21 protein-coding genes are annotated in these 23791 nt (G+C 50.3%); 12 read left to right on the plus strand and 9 right to left on the minus strand.

The window, feature by feature from the left end:
• The first annotated feature begins 2 nt into the window (after positions 1–2).
• From HH301_RS01455 to phnN, 6 genes are read left to right on the plus strand one after another with little or no spacing between them, the layout of a single operon-like run.
• Positions 3–1109: a carbon-phosphorus lyase complex subunit gene (locus tag HH301_RS01455; RefSeq protein WP_169566291.1), complete on the plus strand. Its 1107-nt coding sequence runs from the start codon at positions 3–5 to the stop codon at positions 1107–1109.
• Complete coding sequence (locus tag HH301_RS01460) at positions 1106–2026, plus strand: alpha-D-ribose 1-methylphosphonate 5-phosphate C-P-lyase PhnJ (protein WP_169566293.1); 921 nt, start codon at positions 1106–1108, stop codon at positions 2024–2026. The genes HH301_RS01455 and HH301_RS01460 overlap by 4 nt, the downstream gene beginning before the upstream one ends.
• Positions 2016–2798: a phosphonate C-P lyase system protein PhnK gene (gene phnK, locus HH301_RS01465; protein ID WP_169566295.1), complete on the plus strand. Its 783-nt coding sequence runs from the start codon at positions 2016–2018 to the stop codon at positions 2796–2798. Before HH301_RS01460 ends, phnK begins: the two co-directional genes overlap by 11 nt.
• A gap of 17 nt (positions 2799–2815) precedes the next feature.
• Positions 2816–3511: a phosphonate C-P lyase system protein PhnL gene (gene phnL, locus HH301_RS01470; protein WP_169569452.1), complete on the plus strand. Its 696-nt coding sequence runs from the start codon at positions 2816–2818 to the stop codon at positions 3509–3511.
• On the plus strand, positions 3477–4646 hold the full coding sequence (locus HH301_RS01475) for an alpha-D-ribose 1-methylphosphonate 5-triphosphate diphosphatase (protein WP_206378117.1): 1170 nt from the start codon (positions 3477–3479) through the stop codon (positions 4644–4646). The genes phnL and HH301_RS01475 overlap by 35 nt, the downstream gene beginning before the upstream one ends.
• Positions 4646–5233, plus strand: a complete 588-nt coding sequence (gene phnN, locus HH301_RS01480; protein ID WP_169566297.1) for a phosphonate metabolism protein/1,5-bisphosphokinase (PRPP-forming) PhnN — start codon at positions 4646–4648, stop codon at positions 5231–5233. The genes HH301_RS01475 and phnN overlap by 1 nt, the downstream gene beginning before the upstream one ends.
• Here phnN and HH301_RS01485 read toward each other — a convergent pair.
• The 7 genes from HH301_RS01485 to HH301_RS01515 form a co-directional block, all read right to left on the minus strand.
• Entirely contained in the window at positions 5154–5897 is a 744-nt protein-coding gene (locus HH301_RS01485; RefSeq protein WP_169566299.1) for a DUF1045 domain-containing protein, read from the minus strand. The genes phnN and HH301_RS01485 overlap by 80 nt on opposite strands.
• 9 nt (positions 5898–5906) lie before the next feature.
• Entirely contained in the window at positions 5907–6548 is a 642-nt protein-coding gene (locus tag HH301_RS01490) for an LbetaH domain-containing protein (protein ID WP_169566301.1), read from the minus strand.
• Between the two features lie 8 nt (positions 6549–6556).
• Entirely contained in the window at positions 6557–7369 is an 813-nt protein-coding gene (gene phnE, locus HH301_RS01495) for a phosphonate ABC transporter, permease protein PhnE (protein ID WP_169566303.1), read from the minus strand.
• Positions 7370–7436: 67 nt separating this feature from the next.
• A complete protein-coding gene (phnD, locus tag HH301_RS01500; protein ID WP_169566304.1) occupies positions 7437–8453 on the minus strand; it encodes a phosphonate ABC transporter substrate-binding protein in 1017 nt (338 codons plus the stop codon).
• A gap of 54 nt (positions 8454–8507) precedes the next feature.
• Positions 8508–9347, minus strand: coding sequence for a phosphonate ABC transporter ATP-binding protein (gene phnC, locus HH301_RS01505; protein ID WP_169569454.1), 840 nt, complete (start codon positions 9345–9347; stop codon positions 8508–8510).
• A gap of 197 nt (positions 9348–9544) precedes the next feature.
• Entirely contained in the window at positions 9545–10552 is a 1008-nt protein-coding gene (locus HH301_RS01510; RefSeq protein ID WP_169566306.1) for a CobW family GTP-binding protein, read from the minus strand.
• On the minus strand, positions 10510–12135 hold the full coding sequence (locus HH301_RS01515; protein ID WP_206378119.1) for an amidohydrolase: 1626 nt from the start codon (positions 12133–12135) through the stop codon (positions 10510–10512). Before HH301_RS01515 ends, HH301_RS01510 begins: the two co-directional genes overlap by 43 nt.
• Positions 12136–12270: 135 nt before the next feature.
• Between HH301_RS01515 and HH301_RS01520 the strand changes: the two genes are divergently transcribed.
• The 6 genes from HH301_RS01520 (at position 12271) to HH301_RS01545 (ending at position 18789) form a co-directional block, all read left to right on the plus strand.
• Complete coding sequence (locus HH301_RS01520; RefSeq protein ID WP_169566309.1) at positions 12271–13203, plus strand: LysR family transcriptional regulator; 933 nt, start codon at positions 12271–12273, stop codon at positions 13201–13203.
• A gap of 148 nt (positions 13204–13351) precedes the next feature.
• Positions 13352–14935 carry an ABC transporter substrate-binding protein gene (locus HH301_RS01525; RefSeq protein ID WP_169566311.1) on the plus strand — a complete coding sequence of 528 codons (1584 nt, stop codon included), beginning with the start codon at positions 13352–13354 and terminating at the stop codon, positions 14933–14935.
• 38 nt (positions 14936–14973) lie between these two features.
• Complete coding sequence (locus HH301_RS01530; protein ID WP_169566312.1) at positions 14974–15951, plus strand: ABC transporter permease; 978 nt, start codon at positions 14974–14976, stop codon at positions 15949–15951.
• Positions 15952–15953: 2 nt separating this feature from the next.
• Positions 15954–16835 carry an ABC transporter permease gene (locus tag HH301_RS01535; RefSeq protein ID WP_169566314.1) on the plus strand — a complete coding sequence of 294 codons (882 nt, stop codon included), beginning with the start codon at positions 15954–15956 and terminating at the stop codon, positions 16833–16835.
• Complete coding sequence (locus tag HH301_RS01540) at positions 16835–17827, plus strand: ABC transporter ATP-binding protein (RefSeq protein WP_169566316.1); 993 nt, start codon at positions 16835–16837, stop codon at positions 17825–17827. The genes HH301_RS01535 and HH301_RS01540 overlap by 1 nt, the downstream gene beginning before the upstream one ends.
• Positions 17824–18789: an ABC transporter ATP-binding protein gene (locus HH301_RS01545; protein ID WP_169566318.1), complete on the plus strand. Its 966-nt coding sequence runs from the start codon at positions 17824–17826 to the stop codon at positions 18787–18789. The genes HH301_RS01540 and HH301_RS01545 overlap by 4 nt, the downstream gene beginning before the upstream one ends.
• A gap of 189 nt (positions 18790–18978) precedes the next feature.
• On the opposite strand, the gene HH301_RS01550 is transcribed toward HH301_RS01545, so the two are convergent.
• The gene (locus HH301_RS01550) at positions 18979–22113 is read right to left on the minus strand and encodes an efflux RND transporter permease subunit (RefSeq protein ID WP_169566319.1); all 3135 of its coding nucleotides are present in this window, start codon (positions 22111–22113) and stop codon (positions 18979–18981) included.
• Between the two features lie 11 nt (positions 22114–22124).
• On the minus strand, positions 22125–23309 hold the full coding sequence (locus HH301_RS01555) for an efflux RND transporter periplasmic adaptor subunit (RefSeq protein WP_169566321.1): 1185 nt from the start codon (positions 23307–23309) through the stop codon (positions 22125–22127).
• Positions 23310–23791: the final 482 nt, after the last annotated feature.

Raw genomic sequence — 23791 nt, forward strand, 5'->3', positions numbered from 1 at the left:
AGATGTATGTCGCTGTAAAAGGTGGTGAAAAAGCGATTGAAAACGCCCATCGCCTACTTGCTGAAAAACGTCGCGGCAATCCAGATGTGCCGGAACTTTCAACAGATCAAATCGGTGAACAGCTGACGTTGTCAGTTTCCCGCGTGATGGCAGAAGGCTCCCTACATGACCCTGAACTTGCCAGCCTCGCGATCAAGCAGGCACGTGGTGATCTGATCGAAGCCATTTTTCTGATCCGTGCCTATCGAACGACCCTACCGCGCTTTGGCTATTCTGTGCCTATCAACACACGCGCTATGTTGTTAGAGCGTCGGATCTCCGCCACTTATAAAGATCTGCCAGGTGGACAGATACTGGGTCCTACCTTCGACTATACCCATCGACTGATTGATTTCACACTTGCTGCAAATGGAGAAACCCCGCTTGAAAGCGAAGAAACTGAGCAAACACTGTCAGCCGAAATCCCACGTGTGCTGGATGACCTGTTGCAGCATGAAGAATTAATCCAGTCTGAACCTCTCTCCTCGACCGAAGATACTGATCCCATCGGTGACATAACTCGCGATGCAGTTTCGTTCCCAGTTGACCGGGATATTCGCCTGCAGACCCTCTCCCGTGCGGATGAGGGATTTCTGCTGTCCCTCGGCTATTCCACACAGCGCGGCTATGCCCGAAACCATGCCTTTGTCGGGGAAATCCGTTATGGGCATCTCGCCATTGAGTTCACCCCGGAAGAATTGGGTTTCCCGATCGAACTTGGGGAAATTGATGTAACTGAATGCGAAAATGTAAATCAGTTCAATGGGTCCAAGTCAGAGCTACCACAGTTTACGCGCGGCTATGGTCTCACCTTTGGGCAAAATGAAAGGAAAGCCATTTCCATGGCCCTTGTGGATCGAGCCCTTCGAGACAGAGAACTTGGGGAGGAAATCGTTGCACCTGCTCAGGATGAAGAGTTTGTGCTCGCTCACTCCGACAACATCCAGGCCACCGGGTTTGTGGAACATATCAAACTTCCTCATTACGTGGATTTCCAGTCGGAATTGGAGCTGGTTCGCAAACTTCGTGAAGAAATTTTAACTGCCAGACAACAGGAGGCTATGGAATGAACGCGCCCGGATATGAGACCGAAATCACTGGCTATAATTTTGCCTATCTGGATGAGCAAACAAAACGCATGATCCGAAGGGCTATTTTGAAAGCTGTTGCAATCCCTGGCTATCAGGTTCCTTTCGCAGGCCGGGAAATGCCCATGCCTTACGGTTGGGGAACTGGCGGGGTTCAAGTTACGGCAGCTGTCATCAGTCCAGAAGATTGCTTGAAAGTCATCGATCAAGGGTCTGACGATACCACTAACGCGGTTAGTATCCGCAAATTTTTTGCGAAAACAGCGGCGGTGGAAACCACTGAAAACACTGAAGAAGCCTCGATTATCCAGACACGGCATCGGATCCCGGAAACCCCGCTCAAAGAAGATCAGATTTTGGTCTATCAGGTTCCCATTCCGGAACCGTTACGATTTTTGGAGCCTCGGGAAACGGAAACCCGCAAAATGCATGCGCTTGAAGAATACGGCCTCATGCATGTCAAACTCTATGAGGATATCGCCCGTCACGGGCATATTGCGACCACCTACGCCTACCCAACACTGGTGAATGGTCGCTACATGATGGATCCATCACCCATTCCGAAATTCGATAATCCGAAAATGAGCATGATGCCAGCCCTTCAGCTTTTTGGCGCGGGACGGGAAAAACGCATCTACGCCATTCCCCCCTACACAAAAGTTTCCAGCCTCGACTTCGAGGATCATCCATTTGACATACAAGAGTGGGATAGTGACTGCGCCCTTTGTGGTGCCAGCGACAGCTTCCTTGATGAAATTGTCCTGGATGATGCCGGGAACCGGATGTTTGTCTGCTCTGACAGCCATTTTTGCGCTGAAAGACAGGAAGCCGGTTTCAAGGGTGAAGCCAATGCTGAAAGCCTATTCTCCTCCATGAAGGAACATCAAAATGCCGAATAGTGAAAAGCTTCTATCTGTCCAAAACCTTACCGTTCGCTATGGAGAGCGGATCGGCTGCGAGAAAATATCCTTTGATCTTTGGCCTGGGGAAGTTCTTGGTATTGTTGGCGAATCTGGCTCTGGTAAATCCACTTTACTGGGCAGTATTTCCGGACGGTTGGCACCCAATGAAGGCGGCGTTACCTACAACACCCGCATCGACGATCATCGGGACCTTTATCAGGATCTATCAGAACCTGAAAGGCGCCTATTGATGCGTACCGACCTTGCATTCGTTCATCAGAACCCACGCGATGGGCTTCGAATGAATGTGAGCGCGGGCGCAAATATAGGGGAGCGGCTGATGGCGATCGGGCAACGCCACTACGGCAACATCCGAAGCACAGCAGAGCAATGGATGGGCAAGATCGAACTCGATCAGATCCGCGTTGATGATCTCCCCTCCACCTTCTCAGGCGGTATGCAGCAGCGTCTGCAAATTGCCCGGAACCTGGTGACGGCACCGCGTCTTGTTTTCATGGACGAGCCAACCGGTGGCCTGGATGTTTCGGTTCAGGCAAGACTACTGGATCTATTGCGGGGCCTCGTTCGCGACCTTGGATTATCCGTCGTACTGGTGACTCATGATCTGGCAGTTGCCCGGCTTCTTTCCCATCGGCTGATGGTCATGCAAAAGGGTCACGTGGTGGAAAGTGGCCTTACTGATCAGGTCCTGGATGATCCACAGCATCCCTATACCCAACTTCTCGTATCCTCAATCCTGCAGACATGAGCCCCCAGATGACCGAAATGATCAAGGTTCAAAATGCCTCAAAAGACTTTGTGCTACATACTCAGCAGAGCACTGTCATTCCTGTTTTTCAAAACCTGAACTTCATCCTCCGGCAGGGAGATTGCCTTGCTTTAACCGGCCAGTCAGGCGCAGGAAAAAGTACCTTCATGCGGCTTCTCTATGCGAACTACCTCTGCAATAGCGGAGAAATTCTAGTCCGCCATGAAGGTGAGTGGGTTGATATGGCGAAATCCACCCCTCATACCATCCTGCAGGTTAGAGAGCGGACCATGGGATATGTCAGCCAGTTCCTTCGCGTTATCCCACGGGTTTCAACGCTTGAAATCGTGGCCGAGCCCTTAATGCTTTTGGGGCATGCCCGTTCAGATGCTGAAGAAACCGCGAGCACCCTTCTCGAAAAACTAAACATACCCTCGCGGCTCTGGTCTCTATCCCCTTTGACCTTCTCTGGGGGGGAGCAACAAAGGGTCAATATTGCACGCGGTTTTATCGCTCATCACCCGATCCTCTTGCTCGACGAGCCAACAGCCTCCCTCGATGCAGCGAACCGGGCAGTTGTCCTCTCCCTCATCGAGGATGCGAAAGCAAGAGGCGTCGCCATTTTGGGAATTTTTCACGACAAGGAAAGCCGCGACGCTGTTTGCACAGGAGAATTTGATGTTACTGACTACCGGAGCGAAGCTTATGTCTGAGCAAATCCTCACTAATGCCCGGATCGTAACGGCGGATGAGGTTTTTCAGGGAACCCTGTGTATAAGGGACGGCAAAATTCATGACATGTCGGCAGGGAATTCCACCCTCCCCAGCGCGATTAGCATGGAAAGGGATTATTTGATGCCAGGTCTTGTCGAGTTACATACCGACAATCTGGACAAGCACATGACACCCCGTCCAAAAACTAACTGGCCCGCTATTGCCGCGGTTGTTGCCCACGATAATCAAGTCGCCAGTGCCGGTATAACAACCGTTTTTGATGCCATTGCCATCGGCGATGTATCGGAAGGAAGCGCTCGGATCACCCGCTTGCAGGAAAGTGTGAAAGGTCTCAAACAGGCCAAGCATGATAATCTGTTAAAAGCAGATCATCTGCTGCATCTACGGTGTGAGGTCAGTTATTCTGAGATGATCCCCGCACTTGAGGCTTTTGATCAGAACCCCTTGGTCAAAATGCTCTCCATAATGGATCACACGCCCGGTCAACGGCAATTTGTCAGCATGGATGCTTACTACACCTACTATCAAGGCAAATTTGGTCTCTCCAATTCGGAAATGGAGGACTTCATCGCCAATCGACGGGAAGATCAAAAGCGCTTTAGCTCAACTCACAGAAAATTTGCAGTCAGTTTTGCACGGGATCGCAAACTGGCCCTTGCCAGTCATGATGACGCGACCCGTGAACATGTAACCGAAGCGGTTCTTGACGGGATGACCGTTGCTGAATTTCCAACAACACTGGAAGCTGCCAAAGCCTCTCACGAGGCAGGGCTTGGGGTTATGATGGGCGGACCGAACCTGGTTAGGGGCGGATCTCACTCCGGGAATATTGCCGCCGGCAAATTAGCCAAAAGCGGCTACCTCGATATCATCTCCAGCGATTATGTTCCACACAGCGCCCTGCATGGTGCCATGCTACTTTTCGACGATGTGGACGGCTACGATCTTCCAAAAGCAATTCGCACAGTCTCAAAAACACCGGCGGAATGTGTTGGGCTGACCGATCGTGGTGAAATCGCAATAGATAAACGGGCTGACCTGATCAGGGTTCATCATTCTCCGCATCATCCGGTTATTCGCTCTGTCTGGCGCGAAGGGCAAAGGGTTTCCTGATGGCGCATGGTCTTATGCTCGTGGTTGGCCCGAGTGGAGTTGGCAAGGATAGTATTCTGGATGGAACCCGAACAGCGTTAATAGGGAATGAGCATGTCCTGTTCCCTAGACGGTTTATTACGCGCCCAGGCAATGCCGGTGGGGAGAACCATATCCCAATCTCAGTTGAAGAATTTCAAACGAAACTGGGTAAAGGAGAATTTTGCCTCTCCTGGCAGGCGCATGGATTATCCTATGGTATTCCAGATAAGGTCTCTGACCTTAGCCGAACCCGAACAGTTATCGTTAATGGATCGCGCTCCGTTCTCGATGAGGCCAGAGGGAAATTTAAAAATCTGATCATAGTTCAAGTAACCGCTAACGAGCAGAGCCTAAGAGCCCGGCTTCGTCAAAGAGGGCGGGAAGCAGAAGCTGACATTGAAAAACGGATTGAGCGGAACAAAGCCTTCGCGTTAAAAGGCTCTGATATCGTTACAATAGATAACAGCGGCCCACTTGATCAGGCTATCAGCCAGTTAAAGTATCTGGCATTGACGATCGGGACGGGACGGCCGCACCCTGAAGCCCATAACGCTGAACCAGCTTAAATGGCAATCCCCCACCCGGATCTCCAAACAGGCAAACTTCCCTAATTACAAAAGGGTCCTGCAAAATAGCGGCGAACCATTTCGCTACCAAGTTTTCCATCGCAGGCTGTTTCCGTTCCGGCACCTCTCCCGTTAGGGTCAGATGAAACCGAAATTCATCCAGCACGTAAGGATATCCCCAATCCTGCAGATGCTGTTCCTGCCGGGGCGACAGATCTACCTGACGGCGGCGCTCCAACTCATAGGATGCTAAAGGTGCGCGAAACGGTTCAAGTTCCTTCACACAATAAAACGCGAGCGCGGAAAGATCTTCTGAAACCTCCCCCGGAACCAGGGCAGTAAAATTCTTGAATTGCCGGAGTTTTAGGGGAGCTGTCGTAACCGGTCCGGTTGACGTTGCAAATCGCTCCAGCACAGTTTCTAAATCTGCTTGCGATACCCCCGGCTTTAGCCGAAATGGGGCTTTTAAGGTTCCGTGAAACCCGTACCGCTTTGGACTGACTATATAGTTTTTGAACTCTTCTTCAGAAATCTCAACAGAATGTGGTGTCTCCAGACATTCACCCGTTTCCGGATCACGCCCCAGCCACCCATTGCCAAGCCGCGCGAGCAAACTGCCTCGTTCTGGCGCGTAATAGAGGGCATATCTTTCAAAATCCGTCATATCAGCACCCTATTCCGGATCGTATTTTAAACAAAACTCCCGCACATCCATTGATCGAAAATCGGTTAGTCGCTCGGTTAATTGCTCATGGCTCCAATCCCACCAGGCCACCCGCTTCAGAGCCGCCTGCAAGGGTTTCTCAAACCGATCTCTCAGCTTGGTTGCTGGTAGCCCGGTCATAATGGCATATTCAGGGACATCTTTTGTGACAACGGCACAAGAGCCGACGACAGCCCCGGTTCCGATTGTAACACCGCCCTGAACAACCACACCATGGCCAATCCAGACGTCATGCCCAACCGTCACACGCGAAGAGCGCCGCCAATCGAAAAAATCATCATCATCAGGCCCCATTCCATATGCGGCGGAGCGATACTGAAAATGGTGCATGCTGGCCCGTTCCATCGGATGCTGACCCGGGTTCAGCCGGGTGTGGGCCGCGATATTAACGAATTTTCCAATCTCGGAATAGATGATGTCAGAGTCATTCACCACATAGGAATAGTCATCCATTGTGGTTTCGATAACCTTAGTTCTGGCACCGACCTCTGTCCATTTCCCAAAGAAAGAGGAATGAACCTCTGCACTTGGATCAAACGTTGGTTGCTCAGAAAGACGTTTTATCGGATGGGATACTTGCTCTGCGATCATCTTAAACCTCAAGTCACCAATTTCCGAAGGCGTTGGGATGCCATATCCAGCAAACTGACACTGATAATCACGATGATCATCACAGCAGCCGTTTCGGCGTAATAAAAGCCCCGGATATATTCCCACAGCACCATGCCAACGCCGCCAGCGCCAACAATACCAAGGACTGTTGCTGACCGGACGTTGCTCTCAAATCGGTAAAGGGAATAGGAGATCCAAAGTGGCAGCACCTGCGGGATGACCCCAAAGATCACTTCCTGCAACGCGTTGGCGCCTGTTGCGCGAATCCCTTCGACGGGCTGCGGATCAATCGCCTCAACCGCCTCAGAGAATAACTTCGCCAAAACACCTGTTGTGTGGATCCAGAGGGCAAGCACACCCGCAAACGGCCCGAGCCCAACGGCAACCACAAACAGCATTGCGAAAACCATTTCATTGATCGCGCGAAAGGCATCCATTACCCGGCGAACCGGCTGATAAATCCAAACCGGCACAATATTTTCAGAACACAAAATCCCTAGCGGAATGGAACAGACAATCGAAAGGGCTGTTCCCCACAGCGCAATCTGGATTGTGACCCACATTTCCCGCACATACATTTTCCATTCGAGGAAATTAGGTGGGAAAAAGCCTCTGGCAAACTCGACCATATTTTCAGAGTTGCTGACCAGGTCACCAGGGCGCATGTCTGCCCCTTCCCAGGAGATCATCAGCAAGATTGCGATGGTTGCCCACATGATCAAAGACCCGACAGACCGTTTCAGATCGCGGGTAGGAAGTTCAAGTGTTGGTGGTGTTGGGGATGTCTCGACGCTACTCATCTCAAAAGCTCCGCTTTATAAAAAGGCGCCCGGATCATGTCCGGACGCCTAAGACAGTTTGATTGGCTTATTTGTGAGACGCCAGAATTGCCAGGTCGCTCAACTTCTTATTAATAGCTTCCAGCATTGGTTTCTTATCAGTTTCACCAATTTCAGCATTGCTTTCGATTTTCAGCTTGTTCTTGAACAGAGCCAACTGACGAACTGGGTAAAGCTGAGTGTTGTTGCTTTCCATAAACAGACCCTGACCATCTGAAATACCAGACAGGACTTTACGGGCGCCAGCGACATCACCGATACGGCCATAACCAAGGAAGAAGGCTTTAATCTGGGATTTCAGCTCTTTGGACAGATCTTTGCGGTAGACCATTGGATCAGATGGGATCAGTGGTGATGTCCAGATAACCTTGATTTTTGCTGCTGCTTCTGGCGCTTTAAGCTTAGAGCGACCGATCTGCTCTGAGTTATTTGCAGCCACATCAACCTGTTTGTTGGCAGTTGCCATCAGGTTTGTTTCGTGGTTCGCATTGCGAACAGTTTTGAAGCATTCTTTTGGATCAACATTGTTCTGGGCAAAGACATAGTAGCTAGGAACCAGGAAACCGGATGTTGAGTTTGGATCACCGATACCAAAGTTCAGTGACTTGTCACACTTGAAGATATCTTTAAGGCTGTTGATGTCTTTGTTCGCAACGTTGGTGATGATGTGAGAGTAATATCCCTGACTTCCGTCTGCTTTGGATGTCTGGACAAAAACTTCACCGCCTGACCGGTCTACAGCTTCAATCGCTGATTTGTTACCAAACCATGCCAGGTGAACCTTACCAAACCGCATGGCTTCAATAACACCAGCATAATCAGGTGCGAAGAAAGCTTTAACCTTCTTACCCAGTGTTTTTTCCATGTCTGACATTAGTGGCAGCCACTGCTCTTTCAGGTTAGATGTGGATTCAGTAGAAATAATGCCGAAAACGATCTCCTGTGGGTCACCTTCCAGTGGCTTGAAAGTCATTTCAGCTTTTGCGACACCGCCCACCATCAGGCTGGTTGCGATCGCAGCAGATGCGATAAGTTTACGGATCATAAGATAGTCTCCTTAAGGTTTTTTGGGTATTTGGGTTTTGGGTATTCGACTGGTTCAGCTTGGAACCAGCGCCAGATCTTTTTCCAGAACCGGCGTTCTTGGTTTTGCCGCCGGCATTTCCGGGGCAAGAAGCTCAATGCTCTCATCCCCATAGAGCTCTTTGAGGAACTCCGGGGTCAGCTGACTGGAAGCGCCGTCAAAAACGACTTCTCCATCGCGCATTGCAATCGTCCGTGGACAAAATTCCAGCGCGTAATCCACTTGATGAAGAGAAACGACAACGGTAATTTTGTCTTCTTCGTTAATCCGTCTCAGGGTTGTCATAACTTTTTTGGAGGAGGCCGGATCAAGGGAAGCAATTGGCTCATCCGCGAGGAGAACCCTTGCCCCTTGCGTCAGCGCACGGGCAATTGCCGCCCGCTGCTGCTGGCCACCAGATAGATTGGAGGCACGCTTACCTGCCTGATCTGCAATGCCAACACGCTCCAGCGCCCGCATTGCCTTCATTTTTTCATCACGGGTAAAAAGGCCCAGTGTTCCGCGCCAAGAAGGAATACGCCCAAGCAGCCCCATCAGGACATTGGTCAGGACGGTAAGGCGGGTAACCAGATTAAACTGCTGGAAAACCACCCCGATATCGGCACGAATAGAACGGGCACCTTTGCCGATCCGGCCTTTTTCCTGCATGATCTCGTCAAAAATGACAATCTTGCCATCATCGCGATCCGCACAGATCAGGCCAGACAAATGTCTCAGTAATGTTGACTTTCCAGAACCGGACGCCCCTATCAAAGCGACCATTTCACCTTCTTCAATGGCAAGATCCACTGATTTCAGAGCCTGTTTGCTCTTTTGAAAGGTTTTCGAGAGGTTAGTGACCTCGATAACTGGCATGACACTCATCCCTTTTCCAAAGTTTGGAAAAGTTTAGGAGCCAAGCCCGTCACATCTGTGATGCTTTGGTGACAACTCTATTAAGAATCTCTGAACGGGGTCGATAAGGTTGCAACTTGTCTAGATGTGTAGATTGAAATTTCATGGACTCGACTGTCACAAACCGATTTTAGACAGAACAAGCCGTTAGAGAAGAATCAAACTACTGTTCGGGAGGAAATCGCGATATTTTTGAGTGCTGCATCCAGGCGAGCAACAATCCCATCGAACTCCGGCTGGGTCGTCCCAATAATGACAAACCTTGCCACACCAGGGTTATCAGTATTGGCCATGCTTTTTTGGATCTCCAACCGTTGCCCCACCCTATGCATTTCATAGGTTTCGCCGTCATCAGCGTTCACAAAAATACCCTTAGCGCGAAGGATTTGGGAGGGGAGCGACTGAAAAATGGATCTCACATTGCCTGCGGTAATCTCTCCCGCGAGCAGACAAGACCAGGAACAGAAGATATCCTCATGGTCATGATCATGTGCAAAGGAACTGGCAGGCGTTGGATCGATCCGAATAGGTGACCCCAAAACCAGTTCCTCAAGCCCTGAATAGGCGGCGATATCCACGACGGCTGTCGTCGCAGCTAACCGCTCCACGACCTCAGAAAGGTCCCGAAGCTGATCTTCAGTCGCCAACTGGGACTTACTGAGCAGTAGCAAATCTGCGGCCTTCACCTGATGGATTAAGATCTCTCCAACATGAGGATCCTCAAGATTGGTCAAAAAATTAACCGCATCCACCATTGTTACAATCGCGTTGAGCTTCAAGTCAGGCTCTGCTCTTGCAAAATTTGCAATCTTGTGGGGTTCAGCCACACCGCTGGCTTCGATCAGTAAGTGATCTGGCGGTGGCGAGATGGAAAGGGCTTTGTCAAACGCTTCGTAGAGATCTGCTCCCATACTACAACAGACACATCCATTGGCGAGGGACAGCATTCCGTCTTCCTCTGCCATAATCAGGTCTTCATCGATGGAAATGTCGCCAAAATCGTTCACCATCACCAGGATGCGTTTACCCCGTGCGCTGTGAAGCAACTTATTGACCAGCGAAGTTTTTCCACTTCCTAAAAAACCCGACAAAACTGTCATGGGAAGCGGATCACGGGTTTTGTTCATGGAATTTGATGCTTCTCGCCGCCCAATACCGTTCCCCATATCTTGATATCCTTTAAATTCATGGGGTCCACTGTTTCGGGATCATCTTCCAAAACAGCAAAATCCGCCCATTTCCCGATCTCGATAGACCCGATTAGATGGTCCATCTGCAATGTGTATGCAGCTCCCAGTGTAATCGCATACAGGGCTTCTGGCACGGAAATTTTTTCATACTCTCCTAATATATTCCCACTTTCGGTAATTCGGTTGACCGCACACCAGGCTGTAAAAAGAGGCGCCATTGGGGTAACCGGTGCATCCGAATGAATGGTATAAGGAACCCCCATATCCGAAGCACTTCGGCACGCATCCATACGCCGAGCCCGATCAGGCCCGATTGTCATGGTGCTATGTTTGTCTCCAAAGTAATAGATATGGTTTGAGAATAAGTTGGCGAGGACGCCTAAGCGCTTCATCTTTCGGAAATGAGCGCGATCCGCCATTTGACAATGCTGCAACACATGACGGACATCTGGCCGGTTATTCTTAACTTTGGCCGCCTCCAAAGCCTCAAGGGCCACTTCAATCGCCTCATCGCCGTTGGTATGAATATGCATTTGCACACCTGCCGCATTCAAGCAATCAACCAGTTCATGCAGCTGTTTCGGCGCTACGTTCCAGATCCCGTTTGGGGCGCCGTTGTAATGGCCAGGCCAGCGAATTCGGGCGGTAAACCCCTGAATAGACCCATCGGTCACAATTTTGACTCCACCCAGGATTAATTTATCCGTGCTTTTGTCTCTCAGCTCCAGCGCCCGCTCCCGTGTCTCCTCGGTTGACTGGGACATGGCGTTAAGCATGGAATGCAGCCGGATAGGATAATCTCTACCCGACGTCACCTCTGTCATTTCGGCCACATCTTCATCGGGCAGATCGTTGATCAGGTCCGCGGCAGATGTCACGCCGGCGCGCATACAGACCTGCCCGAAGGATCTTAGGCTCTTGGAGGCGCGGCCCAGTTCCCGAAGATTAATGTTAAGGCGCCGCATGATCGGGAACATGGCCGCCATTTCCTGCAGCTCACCACTTGGGGAGCCATCAGCCCCCAAAGCAATTCCGTCAATTCCCATGTCCGCAACATAGTTAGCAAGCTTCAGAGAGGCTGAATTTACAGTCATCAAATGAAAGTTTGAATGAATGACTGCCATAGGACGACTAGTGGACACCAGATCCAGTTCAGACTTGGTCATCCGGGGACCTTCGAGGAAAATTGGATCAAAACCCCAGGCAACCAACGGCTCACCTTCGGCAAGCTTGGCATCAGCCTCTTTCAAGCGCTCCTGAACTTCCTCTATTGTTTTGACGCCTGGCCAAAACTGTCCATCAGGGTCAATTCGATCCTGATATCCCACATAAGTGAATTGCCAAATTGCTCCTGCCATAAGGTGGCAATGGCCTTCGACCATACCCGGCATGATCACTTTATCGGCAAAAGTTTCGTCAAGGGTATAATCACCCCACCCTTGGACATCTTCTGCGCTCCCGACACTCAGAATTTTGCCGTCCTTCACAGCAACATGTGTTGCTGCCGGGTAGTTTGGATCCATTGTAATTATTTTTTTGGCTTTAAAGACGGTAAGCATCGAGACGCCCATTTCCCTGTTAAAAACTACGCAATTTTTATGATGGACAGAGTTTAGAGGGGCGTCTAACCTCTGAAAAATAGTTTATTTAGCTTTTATTCCTCAAAAATTTTGAAGATTAAAAACGGGGATTCAATGCGCTATACACTCAAGCAATTGAAATACATCGACGTTGCAGCAAGGCATCGATCCATTACCAATGCCTCGAAAGAGCTTCATATTTCCCCATCATCAATTTCAGCCGCTATTGACGCACTCGAGCAGGAGCTTGATCGAACCCTGTTTCGGCGCCTTCCATCAAAGGGTATTGTCGCAACCCAGTTTGGGACTGCGTTTCTAGGTCACGCTCGACAGCTCTTAAAAGCCCATATTGCCTTTGAGGACGCTGTCAGTGATCAGGCGAATACCATCGCAGGCTCCTTGCGCATGGGATGTTTTACCCCGGCTGCACCTATTCTTCTTCCTCTTATTACTCGGGCTGTAGCGGCCAACTATCCGGGTGTATCCATGCATTTCGTGGAAGGAGAGAACAACATAAACTTGAAACGAATAGATCATAATGAGATTGACCTCGGACTTGGTTTCGCTTCCGAGTTAAGTGATCATATCGCCTTTATACCTCTCTTCACGGCGCCCCCCCATATTGTGGTTCCTTTTGATCATCCTTTAGCAAATCGATCAGTTCTCAGCCTCAAGGATGTTCACAAAGAACCCATGGTTCTTTTGGATCTGGAGCAAACTCGAGACTACATGTTTAGCCTTTTTGCCGAAGATAACCTAACACCGCGGGTAATCTATTCTTCCAAGTCTGCAGAAATGGTCCGCAGCATGGTTGCCTCGGGTCTCGGTTATTCTATCTTCAATCTCAGACCCTTAAAGAAGCAACAATACACCGTTGGAGATCTTGTTCGGATTCCGCTTACATCCGGTTATCGAACCGTTGAATTTGGTATTCTGCACAGGGTGGACGCCGTATTGAGTAAAGCAGACCAGGTTGTGATTGATATCTGTATTCGCCTCAGGGACGAGGGTGCTTTTGACAATGCAGTGCTAGGCCTGAATCCCTGAACAGATATAATCCTCAATTTTTTTGAGGATATACCAACTAAAAATATATTTTACGAAAGAACCGTTACGAATTAGCTTTTTTCTGCGATGCAGCAAAAAAATAAACTTAATAAAAAAGTTATTTTACATACTCTAACAGGAGGCTGGGATGAAGAAATTTGGAGTCATGGCGCTTGCCGCCACGCTTCTTGCGGGAACTTTCGCATCGGCCCCTCTTCAAGCAGAAGAAGGTAAGCCGGGCGGAACCCTCGTAATCGGAACCACTCAAAAAGCACGTCACTTAAACCCTGCGGTTCAATCTGGAATTGCGACTGCAGTACCGGGGACACAAATATTTGCCACACCTCTTCGCTTTGACGAAAACTGGCAAGCCAAACCGTATCTGGCTGAGAGCTGGGAGATAGCCGAAGACGGTAAAAGTATCACGCTGAACTTGAGGAAAAACGCCAAATTTCATGATGGCAAGCCAATTACATCCGAAGATGTTGCTTTTTCTCTTCAAACGGTAAAAGACAACCACCCCTTCAAAACCATGTTTGCGCCGGTAACAGCGGTTGAAACACCAGATGCGCATACGGCAATCCTGAAATTCGCCCAGCCACATCCAGCGGCAATGCTGGCGATGTCCGGCGCATTACTGCCCATCATTCCAAAACATGTTTATGGTGATGGACAGGATGCGAAAAGCCACCCAGCGAACAGTGCACCTGTTGGCTCTGGGCCGTTTAAGTTTGTAGAATTCAAGCCAGGCCAGCACATTATTCTTGAGAAGAACCCGGATTATTTCCTGGAAGGCAAGCCTTACCTCGATAAAATTATTATCAAGAACTACAAAGATCCAACCAGTCTGGCGCTCGCCACCGACAAAGGTGAAGTCACCATGTTCCCTTTTCTGGCCAGCACACGTGATATTGCGCGCCTGAAAAAGAACAAGGACATTGTTGTCACATCTGACGGTTATGCTGCCGTAGGTCCACTCAATTGGCTCGCCTTTAATACCAATAACGAATATCTGAAGCATAAAAAGGTTCGTCAGGCTATCGCCTACGGTTTCGATCAGAAATTTATTATCAACGCTCTCCATGGCGGACTGTCCAAACCAGCTTCCGGCCCGGTTGCGCCTGGTAGCCCTTACTACGCTCCAGACGTGGAAAAATACGCATTGGATCTAGACAAAGCTAACGCACTCCTCGATGAAGCGGGCTTCAAAGCCGGCGATGATGGCACACGCTTTACGCTTGGCCTAGATTACATTCCAGGATCTGCAGAAATGCAGAAAAGTATTGCGGAGTATCTAAAACCGCAGCTGAAGAAAATCGGTATCAATGTTGAACTCCGTGCCTCTCCTGATTTCCCAACTTGGGCGAAACGGGTAGGCGGTCATGAATTTGATATGACCATGGACATCGTGTTCAACTGGGCTGATCCTGTGATTGGTGTTCACCGGACATACATTTGTAGCAACATCCGCAAAGGTGTGATCTGGTCAAATACGCAAAGCTACTGTAACGAAGAAGTGGACAAACTTCTGGATACGGCTGGAAAAGAACTGGATCAGGCCAAACGGATCGCGCTCTACCAGCAGGCTCAGAAGATCATTGTTGACGAAGCCCCTCAGGTTTTCATCAACACACTGCCGTATCATACAGCCTATAATGCAACCAAACTTGGCAATCCTCCTCTGACAATTTGGGGCGCAATGTCCCCTCTTGATGAGGTTTATTTCAAGTAAGATGTTGAACCCTATATCTTGATGACGGAGAGCTTTTCATGAATATCCTGATGTTAGTTGTCCGTCGTCTTTTTCACGCGTTTCTTCTTATCCTCGCAGTCCTTGTTCTCAACTTTCTTCTAATCCACATTGCGCCTGGTGACCCCGCAGAAGTTATTGCGGGGGAAATGGGCGGTGCGACTGAAGAGATGCTGGCTGACATACGATCAGCCTATGGGCTGGATAAACCCGTTATTGTTCAACTGGGCACGTATTTGGGCAAGGCACTGCAGGGGGATCTTGGACAGTCTTTCTTTTATAATGCCCCGGTACTGGATCTTGTTCTGGATCGGGTAGGCGCCACGATACTGCTTGTTCTCGTAGCGCTGCTTTTTGCTATTTTTGTCGGAACTCTTCTGGGTGTCATTGCCTCCCATAAACCCAAAGGACTGGTTAGCGGACTTGTCACGCTTATCTCGGTGATTGGCTATTCTGCCCCCATTTTCTGGACAGGGATGATGCTGGTAATCATTTTTGCCTGGGCCATCCCAATATTTCCGATCTCAGGGATGTATGACATTACTTTGAGCGATGATCTATTAACCCGCAGCTTGGATATCGCACACCATCTCGTCCTTCCTGCCCTGACCCTTGGCATCGTATATCTGGCTCAGTATGCGCGTCTTTCTCGCGCCAGTATGTTGGAAATCTTAGGGTCTGACTATATTCGCACAGCTCGCGCCAAAGGAGCGTCAGAGATCAGTGTGTATGGCCACCATGCCCTCCGAAATGCAATCCTGCCAGTGGTAACAATTGCTGGTCTGCAATTTGGCGCCATTGTCTCTGGTGCCGTTCTCGTGGAAACCGTTTTCAGCTGGCCTGGTCTTGGGACACTTGCTTTTGATTCCATTCTTGCCAGGGATTATCCAACCGTGCTCGGAATTCTCTTTTTCTCATCTCTTCTGGTGATCGTTGCCAATATTTTGACAGATCTTGTCTATCGATTGGTTGATCCCCGCATCCGGACAGGAGGCTGACCATGAGCACAACCGACACAGCAGCAGTCGTCGTCAAAAGCCAAAGCCCGCTGATGGAAGCGGCCCGCGCCTTCCGGCAAAGTTGGGCAGGCATGCTGGGACTTTTTATTCTCATTGCGATCTGTATTTTTTGTTTTATTGGTCCCTTGTTTTACACAGTTGATCCTTTCGAAGTTGTCTGGGCACCGCTCACCCCTCCTGGAGAGGTTCCAGAAGTTCCGCTTGGTACAGACTATCTCGGCCGCGATATATTGGCCGGTCTCCTGCATGGCGGAGCATCAACCCTGTTTGTAGGTTTGACGGCTGGTGTTCTCACAATGACCATTGGAATCCTGATCGGCGCCTTATCAGGTTTTTATGGGGGTGCAGTTGACGAGTTCCTCATGCGGATTACTGAATTTTTTCAGGTGCTACCAGCCCTGCTTTTTGCCATGGTGCTGGTAACCCTGTTTGCGCCGTCCATTTATGTCATTTCAATCGCCATTGGAATTGTCAGTTGGCCTGCAACGGCCCGCCTGACACGAGCTGAATTCTTACGGATCCGCAATCTGGAATATGTAAATGCGGCCCGTTCCATTGGGGCCCGAAACAACCGGATTATCTGGCGGGTCATCCTGCCCAACGCATTGGCCCCACTTATTGTCTCAGCGACCCTGACAATCGGCATCGCCATTTTATTTGAAGCGGGTCTCAGCTTCCTCGGTCTTGGTGATCCCAACGTGTTCAGTTGGGGCATGATGATTGGAGCCGCGCGAGAATACATCCTGGATGCCTGGTGGGCAATCAGCTTTCCCGGCTTCATGATCTTCCTGACAGTCCTTGGCTTCAGCCTGATCGGCGACGGTCTGAACGATGCCTTTAATCCAAAACTAAGAGAGCGTTGATGTCTGAGCTATTGGAAATCAAGGATCTGGTTGTTGACTTCAAAACCCGTGCAGGTAATGCCCGGGTACTTAACCATGTCAGCCTGGATCTGAAGGAAGGAGAAATCCTTGGTATTGTTGGAGAGTCGGGATGCGGGAAAAGCATGACAGCCCTCTCCATTATGGGACTTATCCCAAGCCCACCAGGAAAAATAACCTCCGGCTCAATCACGCTTGAAGGGGCGGATCTCACCAAACTGACTCCAAGAAAGCTCCGCGAAATTCGGGGAAATATTATTTCCATGATTTTTCAGGAGCCAATGACGTCCTTAAATCCTGTTTTTCGTATTGGAGATCAGATCGCGGAAAGCGTGTTGCTGCACCAGAATGTCAGCAAGGAAGAGGCTTGGAAGCGGGCCGTTGAAATGCTCGAACTGGTGGGCATTCCCGAACCGGCTGTGCGGGCCAAAGCCTATCCACATGAACTCTCTGGCGGAATGCGGCAACGGGTGATGATCGGTCTTGCGCTCGCCTGCAAACCCCGCGTCCTCATCGCTGACGAGCCGACAACTGCCCTAGACGTAACAGTTCAGGCCCAGATCTTTGATTTGTTGAAGGACCTGCAGCGGGAGATGGGAACTGCAATCATCATGATTACCCATGACATGGGCGCCGTGGCTGAACTAACGGATCGGGTTGCCGTTATGTATGCGGGACATGTGATCGAGACGGGACTAACCCGCGAAATCCTCGACAATCCGCAGCATCCTTATACAAAAGGCCTTATTGCCTGTGTCCCTCATCTGGAAGACCACCCCTCGGATGAACGTCCCTATCTTGAGGAAATTGAAGGGGTTGTCCCCCCCTTAACCGAACTTGGATCCGGATGTGCATTTGCTCCTCGTTGCAAATATGCTCTGGATAAGTGCAAAAACAGCACGCCATCAATTACCGAAGTTGGAACCCACCACAGAGTTGCTTGTTACCATGTTACAGGGGGTGAGCTTGCATGACCGATGAAACATTGCTGGAGGTCAAAGATCTCAAGGTTCATTTCTCCAAGAAAAAATTCCTGAAAGAGGCCCAAACTGTTCATGCTGTGGATGGTGTTAGCTTCAAGGTTGCAAAGGGTCGAACTCTCGGTATCGTTGGTGAAAGTGGTTCTGGAAAAACCACAACCGCTCTTGCTGTCCTTCGCCTGGTTCCCATCACAGCTGGAACAATTTCCCTCGAGGATCAGGAAATCAGTAGTTTGGAAAAAGAAGATTTACGCAAAGCCCGGCGGAATTTCCAAATGATTTTCCAGGACCCTTATTCGTCGCTTGATCCTCGCAAAAGGGTTGGTGAGATTGTCCGCGAACCGCTAGAGCTGATGGAAATCGGCACGCCAGAAGAACAACAGCAGATGGTCCGTGATCTGTTCGTTCAGGTTGGCTTGCGACCAGAACTCACAAATCTCTTCCCTCACCAATTTTCAGGGGGCCAGCGGCAACGGGTGGGTCTGGCGCGTGCGCTTGCCACCAAACCCGATCTGATCGTCTGTGATGAGCCTGTTTCGGCTCTCGACGTGGCGGTACAGGCGCAAATCCTCAATCTGATGCGAAGGCTGCAAGAGGAAATGGGCCTGACCTATCTATTCATCAGTCATGATCTCGGTGTCGTGCAACATCTCTGTGATGATGTCGCCGTCATGTATCTTGGCCAGATTGTCGAACAGGCAGATCGCAAATCCCTCTTTAGTGACCCAAAACATCCCTACACCAAAGCATTGTTAGCTTCTGTTCCGCGGGTTAATGCCAATAAAAATGCGCCGGAACGAGTCCCATTGGTTGGCGATCCACCAAGTCCGATCAATTTGCCAAAAGGGTGTCGTTTCTCTGGTCGCTGTCCACTCGCAACTGAGAGATGTTTTCAGGAACCGCCTACTCTCAAGGACCATGGGAATGGCCACATGGCTGCTTGTCATCTTCTCTAAATACAAGGCTAAAACAGGGTGAAATCATAACCTTACGGCCTATTGACCCCCTTGAAACCGCTACGGATTAACCTGAAAAGAATACTGTATTTTCAGCTAATCCCATTTTGAAATTCCTTGAAACACGTTTTCCCTTCAACGAAAAAGGCGCCGACTAATTCGGCGCCTTTTCTGTTTCAGAGTGTCATCCTATTCCGCTGGTTGTTCAGCGGCAGATGTTTCTGGCTTTTTTCGGCCCAACAGACGAACCACCAGTGCGAAGAATAACGGCACGAAGAAGATCGCGAGCACTGTTGCGGCGATCATACCGCCCATCACACCGGTGCCGACGGCAACCCGGGCACCGGCGCCTGCCCCTGTGCTGACAGCCAAGGGCAAAACACCAAGTGTAAAGGCCATTGAGGTCATCACAATTGGACGCAATCTTTGACGCGCAGCCTCAACCGTCGCGGCGAGTAAGTCCATCCCCTCTTCATAAAGATCCCGGGCAAACTCCACGATCAAAATGGCGTTTTTGGCCGACAGACCAATGGTCGTCAGAATGGCTACCTGGAAGTAAACGTCATCCGGAAGCTCCCGAAGAAGCGCTGCGGCCACAGCCCCAAGAACGCCCAGCGGCACAACCATCATCACAGAAAACGGAATGCTCCAGCTCTCATAAAGCGCCGCAAGACAGAGGAACACCACAATCATCGACAGGGTATAAAGTGCAGGCGCCTGATCTCCGGCTTCCCGCTCCTCAAAGGAAAGGCCCGTCCATTCAATGCCAACACCCGGCGGCAGCTGGCTGACCATCTGCTCCATGGCGGCCATCGCCTCACCTGAGCTGACACCCGGTGCAGGCTCACCCAGAATATTCATGGACGACAGGCCATTAAACCGCTCAAGACGCGGAGAGCCATAGCTCCATGCAGTAGAGGAGAAAGCCGAGATAGGCACCATTTCCCCATCTTTGTTGCGTACATACCAATGTTCCAGATCCTCAGGCATCATTCGATAAGGTGCATCGGCCTGCATATAGACCTTCTTAACCCGGCCTTTTTCCATGAAATCATTCACGTAGGAAGAGCCCCAAGCGGCCGTCAGGGTCTGGTTGATATCAGCAATACTCACGCCCAGAGCGCTCGCTTTTTCCTGATCAATATTGATATTGAACTGCGGTGTGTCATTCATCCCGTTCGGGCGAACCCCCACCACCAGCGGATTTTGTGACGCCATTCCCAGAAGCTGGTTCCGCGCTGCCATCAAGGCTGAATGGCCAATCCCGCCCCGATCTACAAGCTGCATGTCGAAACCGGTCGCCCGGCCGAGCTGTAGGATCGCTGGTGGCGCAAAGGCAAAAGCTCGCGCTTCCCGGATTTGCGCAAATGCACCGTAGGCGCGTCCCACGACCGATTGCACATCCTGGCCTGGTTTTGTTCGATCCGACCAGTCTTTCAAGTTAATAAAGGCAATACCCGCATTCTGGCCACTCCCCGCAAAACTGAAACCGGCAACGGTGAAGAGACCCTGAACAGTTTCCTTTTCATTTTCCATGAAATGGGTTTCCAGCTTCTTCAGAACCTCAATGGTCCGCTCCTGGGACGCCCCGGATGGCAACTGAACCATGGAGAACATGATCCCCTGATCCTCGTTTGGCAGGAAGGAGGTTGGAAGCTTGCTGTACATGAAGGCAAGGCCCCCAACAATTATGCCATACACAACCAGATACCGGATCTTGCGGTTGAGCACATGCCGAACACTGCCCTGATAAAAGCGGGTTGTCCAATCAAAGCCCCGATTAAACCAGCCAAAGAAGCCCCGCTTGGCATGGGGATCCCCCTGCCCCGGTTTCAACATGGTGGCACAAAGCGCCGGCGTCAGGACAACGGCGACCACAACCGACAATACCATCGCCGAAACAATGGTAATTGAGAACTGGCGATAGATGATCCCGGTTGATCCCGGGAAAAATGCCATAGGAACAAACACAGCCGAGAGTACAAGCGCAATCCCGATCAATGCACCCGTAATCTGTCCCATGGATTTTCGGGTTGCTTCGCGGGGCGAGAGGCCTTCCTCAGCCATTACCCTCTCCACATTTTCCACCACAACAATCGCGTCATCCACCAGAAGACCAATAGCCAAAACCATGGCAAACATGGTCAACGTGTTGATAGAGAAACCAAAGGCCGCCAAAATGCCAAAAGTGCCCAGAAGAACCACAGGTACCGCGATGGTCGGTATCAGGGTCGCCCGGATATTCTGCAGGAAGAGAAGCATCACGAGGAACACAAGACCCACCGCCTCAAATAAGGTTTTCACCACTTCCTGAATGGAAATTTCGACAAACGGGGTCGTATCGTAAGGGTAGACAACCTCTACGCCAGCCGGAAAGAAAGCTTGCAGTTCACTAACCCGCTTGCGGACCAATTCAGCGGTATCCAATGCATTAGCACCTGTCGCAAGGTCGATGCCCATACCTACCGCATCCTGCCCATTATATCGGGCGGCGGTTGCATAACTCTCCGCCCCGATTTCAACCCGTGCAACATCACCAAGACGTACCTGGGATCCATCTGTGTTTACCCGAAGCAGGATATTGGCAAATTCTTCGGTGGTCTGAAGCCGGCTCTGGGCGGTAATGGTAGCATTAATCTGTTGCCCTGAAACTGAAGGCGTACCGCCAATCTGGCCTGCGGATACTTCCGTATTCTGGGCTCTGATCGCACTTCTGACATCCCCGACCGTCAAATTATAGCTGACCAGTTTATTTGGATCGAGCCAGATCCGCATGGCATGTTGGGAGCCGAACACCCGAACGGAGCCAACCCCATCCACGCGGGCAATTGGATCTTTCAAAGTTGTTACAACAAAATCGGCAAGATCACCCCGGCTCAGGCTGTCGTCATTGGATACAAAGCCAATAACCATCAGGAAGGTACCTGTTGACTTGCTGACCGTAATTCCTTGCTGTTGCACCTCAGTTGGCAACAACGCGGTCGCAGCCTGCAACTTGTTCTGCACCTGCACCTGAGCAATATCCGGATCAGCCTCCGCATTGAAGGTGAGGGCAATCGTTACTGATCCAGTCGCGTCACTGGTTGAGGAAATGTAACGCAGATTGTCCAGACCGTTCATTTCCTGCTCAATGATCTGCGTAACCGTATTTTCCACTGTCTGAGCAGATGCACCGGGATAGGTTGCCCTGATCTCAACTTTTGGCGGCGCAATTGGTGGGTACTGCTCGATCGGCAGCTGCAGGATCGAAAGAGCACCTGCCAGCATAATCACGAGGGCAATCACCCACGCAAAAACAGGGCGATCAATAAAATACTTAGCCATGATCTTCGCCCTTAACTATTCGTTTTACCATCAGAGGCCGCATTTGCCTGAACATCAACCGGCGCCACTACGGAACCGGGAGCAATTCGTTGCAACCCATCAACGACCAGCTTGTCGCCGGTTTCCAAACCATTGGAAACAACCCAGTTTTGACCTTGAGCCTGTTCAATAAGGATCGGGCGGCTAGCAATTTTGTTCTCGGCATCGATCACATAAACATAAGCACTACCGCTTTGATCCCGCATGACCGATTTCTGCGGCACTAAAAAGGCACCGTCGACCCGGCCCTGTCCTACATAGCCCCGAACGAACATTCCTGGCAGCAACACATGATCCGGATTGGGAAAAACAGCGCGAAGCCGGACTGTTCCTGTGGTCTCATTGACGGTGACTTCGGAAAACTGCAGTTTTCCTTTGAGGGGATATTCCTGCCCAGTCGCATCCAGAATGAGCCGGACCTCGATCTCGTCTTTTTTAACGCCTTCGACCCGGCCGGAGGAAATAGCTTCCTGCAAATGCAGAAGTTTGCCCCCCGCTTGAGTTACATCCACATAAATGGGATCAAGCTGGGTAATAGTCGCCAGCGAATTTGCCTGACTAGCAGTAACCAATGCCCCTTCACTATAGGACGATGCGCCTATTTGACCGGAGATGGGCGCTGTCACCTTGGTATAGTTTAGATCAATACGCGCTCGATCAACAGATGCGCGCGCGGCAGCAACACTTGCTTTTCCCTGCGCTTCAGCAGCAACAGCGTCATCATAAGCTTGCGCACTCGCCGCCTTTGATTTCAGGAGTTTCTCATACCGGGCCCGGGTCTTTGTCGCCAGATCCAGACTTGCCCGTTCACTTGCTAGCCGGGCAAGGGCCGCATCCAGTTCCGCCTGATACCGATCTTGGTCAATCAGGTATAGTTCCTGCCCAGCTTCAACGAAGCTGCCTTCTGTGAATTTTCGATCCTTTATCAGACCATCCACCTGCGGGCGCACATCTGCCATCCGAAACGCCACAGTCCTTCCCGGCATTTCCGAAACCAAATTGACTGTCTGCGCTTCCATAGAAATGAAACCAACCTGTGTTGCCCTCGGCTGTTGAGGGGCAGCTTTGCCTGCATCTGCGCTACCACCTTGCTCCTCACAAGCTGCAATCAGAAAAAGACCTGCTGCCAACAGCAGAAATTTGAACTTAACACTCATGGAAAAACTCCATCACCAAATCTAAGGCGGACTACTGAACTGTCCGCACGCCAGTCATAATGGCTTTTCAGAAGACCTCAATGTTATGATCTTGTTGGTTTCCAAACAAGTGACACTTTACACAGGCTTAAAATCTTGCCTGAAAATAAATTACTCTTTGTGATCTATGTCGCTTTCCCCCACCTCTAAGCGATCCCCACAATATGTAATATTATGTAATTTTTTTATTGCAATTTAAGCCACAAAATGAAACAAATCAATATAAGTAATGTCGAATATAGTGTTAGACCTTTTTCCACAGCAAGTGGTCATTGAGGGATCACGACCAACAGCAAACCCAAATTCCTAAACTAAAAAAAGTTTGATGGATGAGCAAAAGCACAAATAATAATATTCGAAACGTACAGCAAAGCAGACCCTGTACTCCTCGCCATCTATCCAGGGCAACAGGAGTTCCGCTCGCCACGCGATTGTTCACAGCC

Origin of the sequence: Sneathiella limimaris (genome assembly GCF_012932565.1) — a bacterium.
Taxonomy (GTDB): Bacteria; Pseudomonadota; Alphaproteobacteria; order Sneathiellales; family Sneathiellaceae; genus Sneathiella; species Sneathiella limimaris.

What these genes read in the sequence shown, in the direction of transcription:
- HH301_RS01510 (WP_169566306.1), bottom strand. Translation starts at nt 10,552, where the DNA reads ATGGGGAACGGTATTGGGCGGCGAGAAGCATCAAATTCCATGAACAAA.
- HH301_RS01530 (WP_169566312.1), top strand. Translation starts at nt 14,974, where the DNA reads ATGAATATCCTGATGTTAGTTGTCCGTCGTCTTTTTCACGCGTTTCTT.
- phnE (WP_169566303.1), bottom strand. Translation starts at nt 7,369, where the DNA reads ATGAGTAGCGTCGAGACATCCCCAACACCACCAACACTTGAACTTCCT.
- phnK (WP_169566295.1), top strand. Translation starts at nt 2,016, where the DNA reads ATGCCGAATAGTGAAAAGCTTCTATCTGTCCAAAACCTTACCGTTCGC.
- HH301_RS01540 (WP_169566316.1), top strand. Translation starts at nt 16,835, where the DNA reads ATGTCTGAGCTATTGGAAATCAAGGATCTGGTTGTTGACTTCAAAACC.
- phnD (WP_169566304.1), bottom strand. Translation starts at nt 8,453, where the DNA reads ATGATCCGTAAACTTATCGCATCTGCTGCGATCGCAACCAGCCTGATG.
- HH301_RS01555 (WP_169566321.1), bottom strand. Translation starts at nt 23,309, where the DNA reads ATGAGTGTTAAGTTCAAATTTCTGCTGTTGGCAGCAGGTCTTTTTCTG.
- HH301_RS01490 (WP_169566301.1), bottom strand. Translation starts at nt 6,548, where the DNA reads ATGATCGCAGAGCAAGTATCCCATCCGATAAAACGTCTTTCTGAGCAA.
- HH301_RS01475 (WP_206378117.1), top strand. Translation starts at nt 3,477, where the DNA reads ATGTTACTGACTACCGGAGCGAAGCTTATGTCTGAGCAAATCCTCACT.
- HH301_RS01520 (WP_169566309.1), top strand. Translation starts at nt 12,271, where the DNA reads ATGCGCTATACACTCAAGCAATTGAAATACATCGACGTTGCAGCAAGG.
- HH301_RS01455 (WP_169566291.1), top strand. Translation starts at nt 3, where the DNA reads ATGTATGTCGCTGTAAAAGGTGGTGAAAAAGCGATTGAAAACGCCCAT.
- HH301_RS01525 (WP_169566311.1), top strand. Translation starts at nt 13,352, where the DNA reads ATGAAGAAATTTGGAGTCATGGCGCTTGCCGCCACGCTTCTTGCGGGA.
- HH301_RS01460 (WP_169566293.1), top strand. Translation starts at nt 1,106, where the DNA reads ATGAACGCGCCCGGATATGAGACCGAAATCACTGGCTATAATTTTGCC.
- HH301_RS01535 (WP_169566314.1), top strand. Translation starts at nt 15,954, where the DNA reads ATGAGCACAACCGACACAGCAGCAGTCGTCGTCAAAAGCCAAAGCCCG.
- HH301_RS01485 (WP_169566299.1), bottom strand. Translation starts at nt 5,897, where the DNA reads ATGACGGATTTTGAAAGATATGCCCTCTATTACGCGCCAGAACGAGGC.
- phnL (WP_169569452.1), top strand. Translation starts at nt 2,816, where the DNA reads ATGATCAAGGTTCAAAATGCCTCAAAAGACTTTGTGCTACATACTCAG.
- phnN (WP_169566297.1), top strand. Translation starts at nt 4,646, where the DNA reads ATGGCGCATGGTCTTATGCTCGTGGTTGGCCCGAGTGGAGTTGGCAAG.
- HH301_RS01545 (WP_169566318.1), top strand. Translation starts at nt 17,824, where the DNA reads ATGACCGATGAAACATTGCTGGAGGTCAAAGATCTCAAGGTTCATTTC.
- HH301_RS01515 (WP_206378119.1), bottom strand. Translation starts at nt 12,135, where the DNA reads ATGCTTACCGTCTTTAAAGCCAAAAAAATAATTACAATGGATCCAAAC.
- phnC (WP_169569454.1), bottom strand. Translation starts at nt 9,347, where the DNA reads ATGCCAGTTATCGAGGTCACTAACCTCTCGAAAACCTTTCAAAAGAGC.
- HH301_RS01550 (WP_169566319.1), bottom strand. Translation starts at nt 22,113, where the DNA reads ATGGCTAAGTATTTTATTGATCGCCCTGTTTTTGCGTGGGTGATTGCC.